The 11,418-nt window shown below is 60.6% G+C and carries 11 protein-coding genes, 1 tRNA gene and 1 riboswitch; of the genes, 4 read left to right on the top strand and 8 right to left on the bottom strand.

The genetic code is table 11. The features are described 5' to 3' along the window. Positions 1-514: 514 nt before the first annotated feature. The gene (locus tag R0J92_RS10275; protein ID WP_411051590.1) at positions 515-823 is read left to right on the top strand and encodes a tyrosine-type recombinase/integrase; all 309 of its coding nucleotides are present in this window, start codon (positions 515-517) and stop codon (positions 821-823) included. Positions 824-896: 73 nt separating this feature from the next. Here the strand turns inward: R0J92_RS10275 and R0J92_RS10270 are convergent. The 4 genes from R0J92_RS10270 to R0J92_RS10255 all read right to left on the bottom strand — a co-directional run bounded on the left by R0J92_RS10270 (position 897) and on the right by R0J92_RS10255 (position 4,383). Further along, positions 897-972, bottom strand: a tRNA-Val gene (locus R0J92_RS10270). Positions 973-1,050: 78 nt separating this feature from the next. After that, on the bottom strand, positions 1,051-1,626 hold the full coding sequence (locus tag R0J92_RS10265) for a histidine phosphatase family protein (protein WP_411051589.1): 576 nt from the start codon (positions 1,624-1,626) through the stop codon (positions 1,051-1,053). A 147-nt stretch (positions 1,627-1,773) separates the two neighbouring features. Next, positions 1,774-3,420, bottom strand: coding sequence for a Na/Pi cotransporter family protein (locus R0J92_RS10260; RefSeq protein WP_411051588.1), 1,647 nt, complete (start codon positions 3,418-3,420; stop codon positions 1,774-1,776). A 60-nt stretch (positions 3,421-3,480) separates the two neighbouring features. Continuing rightward, entirely contained in the window at positions 3,481-4,383 is a 903-nt protein-coding gene (locus R0J92_RS10255; RefSeq protein ID WP_411051602.1) for an HAD-IIA family hydrolase, read from the bottom strand. Positions 4,384-4,793: 410 nt separating this feature from the next. On the opposite strand from R0J92_RS10255, the gene R0J92_RS10250 reads away from it, so the two are divergent. Next, a complete protein-coding gene (locus R0J92_RS10250; protein ID WP_411051587.1) occupies positions 4,794-5,807 on the top strand; it encodes a class 1 fructose-bisphosphatase in 1,014 nt (337 codons plus the stop codon). A 179-nt stretch (positions 5,808-5,986) separates the two neighbouring features. Continuing rightward, complete coding sequence (locus R0J92_RS10245; RefSeq protein WP_106165141.1) at positions 5,987-6,166, top strand: hypothetical protein; 180 nt, start codon at positions 5,987-5,989, stop codon at positions 6,164-6,166. Positions 6,167-6,308: 142 nt separating this feature from the next. On the opposite strand, the gene R0J92_RS10240 is transcribed toward R0J92_RS10245, so the two are convergent. From R0J92_RS10240 to R0J92_RS10225, 4 genes are all read right to left on the bottom strand, one after another. Next, a complete protein-coding gene (locus R0J92_RS10240; protein ID WP_411051586.1) occupies positions 6,309-7,460 on the bottom strand; it encodes an iron-containing alcohol dehydrogenase in 1,152 nt (383 codons plus the stop codon). Next, positions 7,461-7,898, bottom strand: coding sequence for a 6,7-dimethyl-8-ribityllumazine synthase (locus tag R0J92_RS10235; protein ID WP_411051585.1), 438 nt, complete (start codon positions 7,896-7,898; stop codon positions 7,461-7,463). It abuts the gene before it with no gap. A 72-nt stretch (positions 7,899-7,970) separates the two neighbouring features. Further along, a riboswitch (FMN riboswitch) is annotated at positions 7,971-8,102 on the bottom strand. Positions 8,103-8,409: 307 nt separating this feature from the next. Continuing rightward, complete coding sequence (locus tag R0J92_RS10230; protein ID WP_411051584.1) at positions 8,410-8,694, bottom strand: DUF6522 family protein; 285 nt, start codon at positions 8,692-8,694, stop codon at positions 8,410-8,412. Between the two features lie 117 nt (positions 8,695-8,811). After that, entirely contained in the window at positions 8,812-10,005 is a 1,194-nt protein-coding gene (locus R0J92_RS10225) for an ROK family protein (protein WP_207796970.1), read from the bottom strand. A 162-nt stretch (positions 10,006-10,167) separates the two neighbouring features. Here R0J92_RS10225 and R0J92_RS10220 point away from each other — a divergent pair, with 162 nt between their 5' ends. Next, positions 10,168-11,397 (top strand): extracellular solute-binding protein, encoded by a 1,230-nt coding sequence (locus R0J92_RS10220; protein ID WP_411051583.1) that lies wholly within the window; start codon positions 10,168-10,170, stop codon positions 11,395-11,397. Positions 11,398-11,418 lie beyond the last annotated feature (21 nt).

The following is an 11,418-nucleotide window of genomic DNA, read 5'->3' as shown; positions in this document are numbered from 1 at the left end:
GCTTGCTCATACCACCCGTCTAACCGTATGGATTCGTGTTGTGAATCCTTCGCGGTCAGAGTTCTGCAACAACGCCACTTCGGACACCTGCGCCCCAACAACGTGTTGAAAAAGACCTGCATCGAGTACGAGGCGCTGCGCCGCGCAGCAGGGAAGAGCCAAGGCACCGTCCACACCGAACTCGGCAACCTTCGTTCAGCTCTGAAATTCGCCTGCGACACCAAGGTGATCGAAACTGCGCCGAAGATATGGCGCCCTGCCAACCCCCTGACCGACAAGCGCATCCTGTTAGCTGGTGAAGCCCGCGCACTGATCGATGGTGCAATTGAACCCCACATCAGGCTCGCTCTCATCCTGCTTCTAGGCACCGCAGGGAGGGTTGGCGCAGTCCTGGTTCTCACATGGGACCGTGTAGATTTTGACCGGGGCACCATCAATCTTAGGCTCGAAGATTCCCAGACCAGGAAAGGCCGAGCCGTCGTGCCGATGAACCCGAGCACCCGCGCCGTGCTGGATGTGGCGTATCGAGCCGCGCTCTCAGAACATGTCTGTCGAATATGCCAGCGGACAGATCAAGTCGATCCGCAACGGGTTTCAAGGTGCGGTGACCAGGTCAAAGATCGGGCATGTCCGGATCCACGATCTGCGGCACACGGCGGCGGTAACGATGCTGGCCAGTGGTGTGCCGTTGGAAAAAGTGAGCCAAGTTTTAGGCCACAGCAACACAGCAATCACGTTCTCGACCTACGGTCGCTACCTGCCAGAACACATGACCGACGCCGTAAATGCGCTGGATTTTATGAACCTGAAGGCGCACCGCTAGGTTCACAGAACCAAGGAACACTTTGTAACTCAGTGCCGAGATCTGAGAAATCTCATTTTTTCATGAGTTAAGATGGTGGGTCGTGAGAGGCTCGAACTCCCGACATCTTCGGTGTAAACGAAGCGCTCTACCAACTGAGCTAACGACCCGGTGAGCGGGGATTTAGTGAATACGCGCGAGAAGTGCAAGAGGGCATTTCCCGCTTTTTGCAGAAAATGTGAAACCCGTCAGCGCAGCACGGTTTCCGTGCCGTTTTCCAGAACATAAACACAGCCCTGCTCATTGGGCAGCGCCGCCATCTCATCCTGCTCCAGACCGCAGATGATGCCGCGCAAGACCTGCCCCCACAAACCGTGCGCCACAAGCACGGTTGGCGCATCCAGCCGGCGCAGCAGACCCAACACCCGGCCGTGGAACTGCGCATAGCCCTCGCCGTCCGGGGCGGCACAAAAGAGATCCAGATGGGTTTGCACCCGAGCGTCGATCTCGGGGAACTCTGCCGCGATTTCCGCGCGGGTCCTCCCCTCAAAACGCCCAGCCTGCACCTCGGCCAGATCCGGCTCCGTCACAAAACGGTTGCCGCGAAGGGCGATCCCTGCGGTCTGTTGCGCCCGGCGCAGTGGCGAAACCAGGCAGGGCGGCGCCTCTTGTGCGAGGATCGGCGCCATCAGAACCGCCTGTTGGTGCGCCTGTGCAATACCAAGATCCGTCAGGTCCGATTCCAGCTGCCCCTGAACCCGGCCTTCGGCATTCCAGACGGTCTGCCCATGGCGCAGGAACCAGATCTTTGGAAAGTCACGCATCGTCATATCCTCGTAAACAGCTGATCCAGACAGGGTGCGTTTCGGATAGCATGTGGTGAGGCATATCACCACTGAACACTAACATCTCAAGGTGACCGGCGCGTTCTGTAGTGAATATCCGGTCCGCGCCTCGCTTCAGCGCATGGATCACTCTTGGGCAGACAACCGGCTTGACAGCAAATCACCGGACTCATCGAGGATCGGATAGCCCGCCATGGCGAAAGACGTGTTGACCTGCTTCAAGATACGCAGCGTCTCCTGGTGAATGGCGCTGGTTTCAATACTCTCGCTCACGCCCTCGCGCAGCCGAGAGAGATGTTTGCTCTGCAGGCGCTGTTCGGCAGTGCGGATGCTTTCCTTCTCGGCGACCAATTCGCGGGCATCGTCCGGGTTCCGTGTCATCATGACTGTCAGCGCCAGTTGCACATTGGCCTGAATACGATCCATGAAATCACCGATTTCCTGCTTGCCACTCTTGGAAAAGCAAATCCCCTCGCTGGACAGTTTGCGGGCCAGTTCGATCATTTTCCTGGAGACCTGATCCGCAGCGGCTTCGAGATTGGCCGCCAGAAGGGACGCCTCGATCGCGCCGTTGACCGCGTTGTCATCCAGCTTGTGACGGTTCATTCCCGCAAGATAAAGCTTTAGATCCAGATGCATACGCCGCAGCGCCTTTTCATCCTCCTGGATCGCAGTCGCCACCCGGTCATCCCAGGTTTCGTAAAGCCCCATGGCGGCGACCAGCATCTTCTCGATGACCTCCCCCATCCTCAGCAGCTCTCTCGCGGCGCAATTCAGGGCGCGCGGCGGATCTTCAAGCGCCGCCTGATCCAATGCGCTAAGCCCACGACCAAGGGTTTGCGTGCTCTGGTCTCGCATCATCTGCTCGCTCAGCTTTGCGATCAGACCGGCGAAGGGCAACGCCAGAACGCAGAGCGCAAGATTGAACGCAAGGTGCAGGTTCATCACCTGAACAGCGGCGTCCTGGCCCAGCCAAGCCGGATCAAACACCTGAAAGCTGAGCGCGAGCAGCACGGCAATCGCGCCCCCGCCGCGCAAGACCAGATTGGCGGTCACGATCCGCCGGGCCCGCACGTCAGCGGCAAGCGTCAACACAAAGGCGATCATGGCACCACCGAGATTGGCGCCCAGCACCATCGCCATCGCAGCCATTGGCTGCAAGGCGCCCTGCGCGACCATGGTGACAAACAGCAGGATCGCCGCCACGCTGGAATGCACCACCCATGCAAAAACCGCGCCAAGCAGAAACGCCGTAAGCAGATCGGAATCGAGATAGCCGAGGATCGCCACCGCCCCCTCGCTCTGGATGATCGGCGCTGTGGCGGTGCGAAGCATATCAAGCGAAACGAAGATCAGTGCCAATCCGATCAGGATACGGCCTGTTTGACGCAGTTTGCGCTGATTGCTGCGCAGGAACAGGACCACCCCAAGCAGCAGAAGCGCCGGTACCAGAACCCCAGGACGTGCCAACAGGATCTGCGCCACAAGAGCCGACCCGAGGTCGGCCCCCAGCAGCATCGCCACACCGACTGCGGCTGTAAAAACGCCCTTGCTGGCAAAATTCGATACCAACATCGCAACGGCAGTGGAGCTTTGCAGCAACATCGCGGACAGCATCCCTGACACAGCGGCCAACACCCGGTTGTCGGACGCACGGCGCAACCCCTGCCGCAACTGCGTGGCAAAAGCCCGCTCCACCCCGGTGCGCACCAAACGCACCGCCCAGAGCAGCAGTGCGGCCGCCCCTGCGATCTGTATCAAAAATGCCGTCAATCCAGTCTCCCATCCTCAGGTTTCGACCCGGGACGCCAATTTCCCGGCAGTGTTGCGATACTAGGTCGTCGCGACAATCCAGCTCGGTCGAATTGCGCACCTCGTGATGAAGGGAGCGACATCCTGACCGCTGAACAGACCGTGATCCGTGATCAGAACGGAGCCGATACCAGCCGCCGCGCCCCCCAACACATCTGTATGAAGCGTATCGCCTACCATGGCGACCCGATCCCGCGATACCCCCGGCAGACGCGCCAGCGCAATTTCAAAAGCGTTTCCAAACGGTTTGCCAAAGAAAGCAACCTGCCCGCCCGTACGCTCGATGATCTCATGGGCAATCAGGCCGGGCTCCACCGACAGCCCGTCCTCTCGGGGGGCGACCAGATCGGGGTTTGCAACAATCAGCGGCCTCGGATTGTCCAGCAGCGCCTCTGTCAGTGCGGTGGTATCGGCCGCGCTCCAACGGGCGGAGGACAGAAGCAAGAAGCCCCCCGCATTGCGCAACAGATCCGGATCATCAGACAGATGTTCAATCCGCGCACCGACGGGGGCATCACTGAAGTCATCCCCCTCGGCAGCAGCAGCGGCCCAGACCTGCCCCGCGGGAAGCTCCGGCAGCGCGGTAAAAGCCACATCGCGGCTCGACACCACCTCGGAGGCGTCAAAATCAAAGCCGAGCCGGTGGTATTTGGCCAGAACCTCCGCCCGTGTGTAGCTGGCCGCATTGGTAAGCACGACCAGACGCTTGCCCAGCGCCCGCAGCGCTGCCATCCGCTCGACTGCACCTTCAATCGCGGTTTCGCCCCGGTTCAGCACCCCAAAGGCATCAAGGATATAGGCATCGTAATCGTCGACCGTATCCCCCAGATCGTGTCCGGACCGAGAGGTCAACGGAAACTCCGCCTCGGGCAGCGTCGCCCGGACGCTCTCATATCTGTCGAATGCCCACTCGGTGCCGATCATCATGCCTCTCCCTTTCATGTCCCAGCCCACCAGTTTACGAACCGGGCTGCACAGGACGCAGCGCAGGTCTGGTGCCAGCAGGATACGCAGCACGCGTCTCGGTTGACCGATTGCACTGGCGTGGGCACCCGCCTCAATTTGCGCTTCGATATCGGGAAGGGTCTACACGGTCCAGACAGAAACGGGCAGCCTCGCCTCTTCCACCGCCCCCAGGTCCGATGACACCGCCCGGAACGAACCTTCCCAGCTGCCGCCTCCCATCCCACCAAGAGACACTGGCACATCCGCGGCGAATGTGGTCCAAGACCCTGGCTCGGGCGCAGCGCTGGTCCCGTCAGATGCCGCGCCCCACCCCTGCGACCTGCGCAGGTCGCCATATCAAAAACCGCCACAGGACAGACAGAACAGAGATGACACCCAACACATTGATACTCAAAGATGACGGTGCAATCTGTGCTCCTACGCTCGCCAGCTTCCTGACCAACCGCGCGGACGCGTCTCTTAAAAGCACCGCACTCGCGCGTCTGCTTGAGGTCATCGCGGATGCCAGCGCACCTTTGGCGACCCGTCTGGCTCAGGGGCGGCTGTCGGGCGATCCGACTGCAACGGTCGGGGTGAACGAGTCCGGTGACAAACAGAAGGCGCTCGATATGGGCGCGCATGATCACTACCTGGCAGTATTGCAGGAGTGCGACGTAGCACGCGTGCTGTCAGAAGAGAGCGATGACGTCATCACCCTGAATGCGGACGGGCAATTCGACGTTGCGATGGATCCCATTGACGGCTCTGGCAGTATCGGGATTGGCGCACCTCTGGGCGCTTTGTTCTGCATCTTCGACGCAAACGACAGCATGCTACGGTCGGGCCGAGACATCCTGGCCGCGGCCTATGTCTCCTTTGGTCACAGCGTTGATTTCGGGTTCAGCACCGGATCGGGCACCCATATCGCCACATGTGATCCGGTCACCGGCGTGTTCCATGTCGACAGCCCGGATGTGAAGATTGCCCCGGCCACCTCGACCATCGCGTTCAACGCCTCCAATCTGCGACGTTGGCCGCAGCCCTTGCGGGACTATATCGACGCGCTTCTTGCCGGACGCGAGGGACCGCGAGGTCGCGACTTCAACATGCGTTGGATTGCCGCCGCCGTGGGCGATCTGCACCGAATTCTGCGCAAGGGCGGCGTGTTCATGTACCCGGCGGACAGTCGAGCCGGATATGAGGGCGGTTTTCTTCGCCTCGCCTATGAGGCCTTTCCCATCGCGTTTCTGATCGAGCAGGCCGAAGGCAAGGCAACAGACGGGGTGACCTCGATCCTGGATCGCACCCCGGACAGCCTGCACGCGCGTGTCCCGCTGTTTTTCGGGGCCGCCGAAGAAATCGACACCCTCGCAGAAGCGCTCTCCCCCGGAACCCAGACCTAGATCCCGCGTCTGGTGGCGCCTTGGCGCCTGCCGCCCCCTCCCCAGAGTTCAGGCTACTTGGCCGAGCGGTGCGCCGAAACGGTGCCCTGCCAGATCCGATATCCGTTCAAGTTCCGCTTGTAGTGTTGCGCTCATTTCGTGCATGACATTTCAAACAACCTCAGAAGGTGATCTGTACAATGGACTATGGGACGTCGGGCGGCCCCAAGACGGGCAAGAAAAATCCACGCCACACCGAGCACAATGCCAAAGGCTCCAAGGAGAACCCATTTGGTCAGCGCCCGTCAAAGGCGGACCTCTTGGCGCGCATGAAGGCCACAGCCGAGAAGAACAAGCAAAACGCGACAGTAGAGCGCTAAGCCTCTGCAAAGAGCGCTGCGCTGATGGCACAGCGATCCCGGCCTCAGACCGATGGTGCGGCGTGAAATCTCTTGGGCGGACCCATCTCGCGTCCGCCCTCGTCAGCCAACACAGCAAAGGCGCGCCCCATGTCTGTGCTCATCAACGGGCGGCGTCCATGATGCGCATCAACTCTTCCTCGTTGAGGCTCACCGGGTTCGCCTTCATCGACGACGAGGATGCCGCCGCCTTTGCCGCCGCTACCCTCATCTCTGCATCAATACCGAGCGCATCCAGCCCCGGCGCCCCTTGATCGCGCGACCATTCCGCAAGTGACGCGAAAGCTGCATCAGTGCGACAGCCCAGCGCCTGCCCAATCCAGCCCCGAATGTCATCCAGACGCGCCGCGGTTCCGGCATCTGCATAGGCCGCATTGGCTGCAAGCCCATGTGGCAGCAGCGCGCCACAGATAGCACCATGCGCTGCATCAGACAGACCGCCAAGCGGCCCCGCAAGCCCGTGCACCACACCAAGACCTGCATTCGCCAGTGCCAGCCCACCACACAGCGAGGTCCAGGCCATCGCGTCCCGCGCTGCGGCGTCCTCGCCCACCAGCAGGCGCGGCAGTGCCTTCAGCCCGGCCGGAATTGCGGCCCGGCACAGCGCGTCGGTCACTGGATTGGCGCGTGTGCAGATGTAGGGCTCGATCACCTGCGTGATTGCATCCAACCCTGAGGCCAATGTGACATGGCGCGGACAGCCGTCACTCAGGCTGGGATCCACAACCGCAATGCGTGGCAACATCCGTGCATCCCTCAGGCTGACCTTGCGCTGCACCTCGGGCACCGCGATCACCGCGTTGCGCGTAACCTCTGCTCCGGTGCCTGCGGTGGTCGGGATCGCCACAAACGGCAATGGCGCGTGATCCAGCGGCAGCCCCTGCCCGACCACTTCGAGGTGGTCGATCAATGGCCGGGACGCCGGCACCAATGCAGCAATTGCCTTGCCCGCATCGATCGCCGCGCCACCGCCCAGCGCAACCACGGCCTCGGCACCCTTCGCGCGTGCCAGCTCGACGCCGGCGGAAATCATGTCAACATCCGGCTCCGACGCCGTTGGACAAAGCGTGACGACGCAACCCGCGCTCTGCAAGGCAGAGACAAGCCATGCCGCCCGCTGCACAGTCGCGCCGGTCACCAGCAGGATGCGGCTGCCCAGCGCGGCCATATCGGGAACCGCCCGGAGTGCCTCGCCCCGTCCAAAACGAATGGCTCCGGCGGTGGCAAACGCAAATGCAGGCAATTCCCCGGACATTCAGACCTCCAGATCCGCGATCATCATCACGGCATTGGCCGCTTCTTCGCCCTTCTTGACGAAATGCTGGTGGTAAAAGCCCAGATGCTCTTCGCTCGGCTGGAAATGATGCGGCGTCAGCGACACGGAGAACACCGGCACTCCGGTATCCATCTGCGCGCGCATCAATCCCTCGACCACGCTGGCGGCAACAAAATCATGGCGATAAATACCGCCATCGACAACAAGCGCCGCACAGACCACCGCGTCGTATTTGCCACTCGCCCCCAGCCTCTTGGCCAGCAGTGGCATTTCAAAGGCCCCGGGCACGTCAAAGGTATTCACCTCTGCGGCCCGTCCCGCCGCCTCCAGACGTGCATTTAAGCCGACCAAAGATTGATCGACGATATCGCTGTGCCAGCGGGCCTTCACGAAGGCGATTTTGAGTGTGTCAGTCATAGAACCATCCTGTCTTGTTCAAATGGTCCCAAGGCATTTCGTACCCGGCCACAGGGGCCCTGGCCACCTGCGACTGGTTCTCTACCATCCGGACTTTAACCGTCGGCTCCGGAATTCCACCGGTATCTGCTGACCCTGCCACATGGCAGGCGCTCGCGGGCTGTCACCGCCGGTGGGGAATTTCACCCCGCCCTGAGAACAAAATCCTCATGGCGGGTTTTGCCCTCGAAGACAAGCCCTCCGAAAACGGACCGCAAAATTCAGAGGTCACGGGCGCCTGATCTGATCACGCCAGTATCTATATGCGGCACTTGGACCGTGATGCTCTCGGCAATTTGCAGGATCACCCGCCAGTCTCTGCTCTGGCTCCCCCCCCAAAAAAGCCATATCTATCGTGCATTAGTCAGAGGGGAGCGCCCTCGATACATCTCGGTCATTCAGCGGGGCGAGATGCTTGGTGTCGCCCGTTGCGCCACCACACAGAGGCCTTTCGGGAATGATTGCAGAGCAATTAGTCCACATCAGGCGGTGCGGAACGGCGACGGGCGAGCACCGGGAATGTCGCGCGCGACAGGATCTCCCCAGTCTCGGCAATCACCAGCCGGAACGCCCGGTCCGCACGATAGAACGTCACCCGCATGCGCCCTGCATCCTCTGCGACGCCGGTCTCGCTCTGACTTGTGATGGTGCCGTCGCGCATTTCTTGCCGCACCACGTCCGGCGCAATCCCGAATGCCTTGGCAACAAGAGTTGCATCAACAACAACCCCTGCCTCGGACATCGATACCTCTGTCATGTCTGATCTCCTTGTCGCGATGGGCGACGCGCGCGTCGTCGCCTGCGTGGAAGCGATGCGCAATGATACTCTGACATTTCATAAGTTAAAGCGCACGCCTGCACGGCATCGCGCCGCTCAACCTGATTTTAGCAAGGCGGCATATTTTGGATCGAAACTCCGGCTGATCGGTTCGGCAGCCGCCCCAAGCGCCACGGTCCAGGGATCCGAGAGACCAACCAGGATCTGCCGCTCTCGATCAGGTCCCAACAAGCTATTGGTCCGTTCGACAAGCGCCTTGATCATTTCTTTCGGAGCGGTGCCGCACAGGATAACGGCCTGCGGATCCAAGGTGAGCTGTACGATATTGGCAACCCAGGCGAGATAACCGGCAGATTGGTCGAGCCACTCTTCGACGCCCGGATGTTTGTTCCGCAGCAGGGTTGTGATCCGCGCAAATATGTCCGGCGCAGAATGGTTCACGCCAAATCGCGCGCAAAACCCACCCAGAGAGAGCAACTGTTCAAGAATATCAGTCGTCAACTGGCCAGGTTTCATGCAGATCATACCAATCTCACCTGCATTTCCGCGCTCTCCGTTGTAGACTTCCCCGTTGATGATCAGGCCCGCGCCAAGCCCGTAGCCGAGGTAGATGCACACCGCATTCTGTTTGCCATGGGCCTGGCCGGTCAGCTTCTCCGCCATGGCCGCCGCCGCCGCGTCGTTCTGCAAATTGACGGACAATCCCGTCGCGGCTTCAAGGCGTTCCACCAACGGATATTTCTGCCAGAAGGCCATGGTGAATTCTTCGGTGGAAACTCCGGCCTGCGGGCCGAATGGTCCGGGCATCGCCACCCCCAGCCCCACGATCCGCTCCATCGAATTCGGATGGCGTTGCTCCAGTTCGTCGCGTGCGCCCTGCACGAGCTGGGCCAGCTCGATCATTCCCGCCCCCGGGTCCCCGGTCGAAACCGCGACATCACGCCTGACCTCGACCTCACCGACAAGGTTCACGATGACGCATCGAGCCACATGCCTGTCGATCTGCAGCCCGACGGAAAATGCTCCCAACGGGGCGAGCGCATAAGGAATTGCCGGCTTTCCGCGCCCCTCAAGGACGGCTTCCTGCGCAGCAACCAACCCCTCCTTTTCCAGATCTTCGATGATGTTGGACAATGTTTGCTTGGCAAGCTTTGTCGCCCGCGCCAGGGCTGCCCGCGACAGGGCACCATTGACCCGGATCGCATCGATCACCACGCGCCGGTTGTGGACACCAGCGGCTCCTGAAGACGTTCCAAACATGGCGTGAATCTGAGGTACGGGCTGCTTCATCAAAAATACATTGACAGCTGCGGAGTGCTTCTGCAAGCATTAAGTCCACCACTTGGACTTAATAGCCGGATGAGTCAGCCCAGGTACTTTGGCGCAGTGGACGCAACAAAACCGGAAGGGGTCGGGCCTGCCCGACGTCGTGATATCAACAGGAGTGAACCAATGACTTTGAAACTTCGGGCGGCCCTTATGGCTGCAACCGCACTTTGCGGCACATCCGCAATGGCCGAGACCACGTTGAACGCGCTGTTCATGGCTCAGGCAGCCTATAGCGAAGACGATATCCGGGCGATGACCGCAAGCTTCGAGAGCGCCCATCCGGACGTGAAGATCAACCTGGAGTTTGTTCCCTACGAAGGGCTGCATGACAAGACCGTGCTGTCTCAGGGTGCTGGCGGCGGCTACGATGTCGTATTGTTCGACGTCATCTGGCCTGCGGAATATTCCGAGAACGGGATCCTGCTCGACGTGAGCGACAAGATCACCGAGGACATGAAAGCCGGTATCCTGCCGGGGGCCTGGACCACCGTGGACTACGACGGCAAGAGCTACGGCATGCCCTGGATTCTCGACACCAAGTATCTGTTTTACAACAAGGACATGCTGAAACAGGCCGGGATCGACACCCCTCCCGCAACCTGGGCCGAATTGCAGGAAGACGCACAGACAATCAAGGATGCTGGCCTCGTCGACCATCCGATCGTCTGGAGCTGGGCACAGGCCGAAGCCGCTATTTGTGACTATACGACCCTGCTCAGTGCCTTTGGCGGCGACTTCCTGAAGGAGGGTGCGCCGGAATTTCAGACCGGCGGTGGCCTTGATGCGCTGCAATACATGGTCGACAGCTATAAATCAGGCCTGACCAACCCCAATTCCAAGGAATTCCTTGAAGAGGATGTCCGCAATGTGTTCCAGAACGGAGACGCGGCCTTCGCGCTCAACTGGACCTACATGTATAATCTCGCCAATACCTCCGAAGAGAGCAAGGTCGCAGGCAACGTCGGTGTTGTACCCGCGCCGGGCGTTGAGGGATCTTCCTCCGTGTCCGCGGTGAACGGTTCCATGGGGCTTGGTATTCCGAGCACCTCCGAAAACCCTGATCTTGCATGGGATTACATCGTCCACATGACGTCGCAGCCGGTGCAGGACACCTATGCCAAACTCAGCCTGCCCATCTGGAAGTCCTCCTATGAGGACACGGCGGTCACCGCCGGTCAGGAAGAGCTAATCGACGCCGCCAGCAAGAGCCTTGCCGCGATGTACCCGCGCCCGATGACTCCCCGCTATCAGGAGATGTCGATGGCGCTGCAACAAGGCATTCAAGAAGCGCTTCTGGGCATGGCATCGCCCGAAGACGCCCTGCAGGGTGCTGCAGACAACAGCGGTCTCTGAGATCGCATATCGCGGGGCGCG

The organism is Tritonibacter sp. SIMBA_163 (assembly GCF_046535935.1).
In the GTDB taxonomy this organism is placed as follows: Bacteria; Pseudomonadota; Alphaproteobacteria; order Rhodobacterales; family Rhodobacteraceae; genus Epibacterium; species Epibacterium scottomollicae.
This window is presented reverse-complemented; position numbering and strand designations above follow the sequence as displayed.

What these genes read in the sequence shown, in the direction of transcription:
- R0J92_RS10275 (WP_411051590.1), top strand. Translation starts at nt 515, where the DNA reads ATGTGGCGTATCGAGCCGCGCTCTCAGAACATGTCTGTCGAATATGCC.
- R0J92_RS10265 (WP_411051589.1), bottom strand. Translation starts at nt 1,626, where the DNA reads ATGCGTGACTTTCCAAAGATCTGGTTCCTGCGCCATGGGCAGACCGTC.
- R0J92_RS10255 (WP_411051602.1), bottom strand. Translation starts at nt 4,383, where the DNA reads ATGATCGGCACCGAGTGGGCATTCGACAGATATGAGAGCGTCCGGGCG.
- R0J92_RS10250 (WP_411051587.1), top strand. Translation starts at nt 4,794, where the DNA reads ATGACACCCAACACATTGATACTCAAAGATGACGGTGCAATCTGTGCT.
- R0J92_RS10245 (WP_106165141.1), top strand. Translation starts at nt 5,987, where the DNA reads ATGGACTATGGGACGTCGGGCGGCCCCAAGACGGGCAAGAAAAATCCA.
- R0J92_RS10240 (WP_411051586.1), bottom strand. Translation starts at nt 7,460, where the DNA reads ATGTCCGGGGAATTGCCTGCATTTGCGTTTGCCACCGCCGGAGCCATT.
- R0J92_RS10235 (WP_411051585.1), bottom strand. Translation starts at nt 7,898, where the DNA reads ATGACTGACACACTCAAAATCGCCTTCGTGAAGGCCCGCTGGCACAGC.
- R0J92_RS10230 (WP_411051584.1), bottom strand. Translation starts at nt 8,694, where the DNA reads ATGACAGAGGTATCGATGTCCGAGGCAGGGGTTGTTGTTGATGCAACT.
- R0J92_RS10225 (WP_207796970.1), bottom strand. Translation starts at nt 10,005, where the DNA reads ATGAAGCAGCCCGTACCTCAGATTCACGCCATGTTTGGAACGTCTTCA.
- R0J92_RS10220 (WP_411051583.1), top strand. Translation starts at nt 10,168, where the DNA reads ATGACTTTGAAACTTCGGGCGGCCCTTATGGCTGCAACCGCACTTTGC.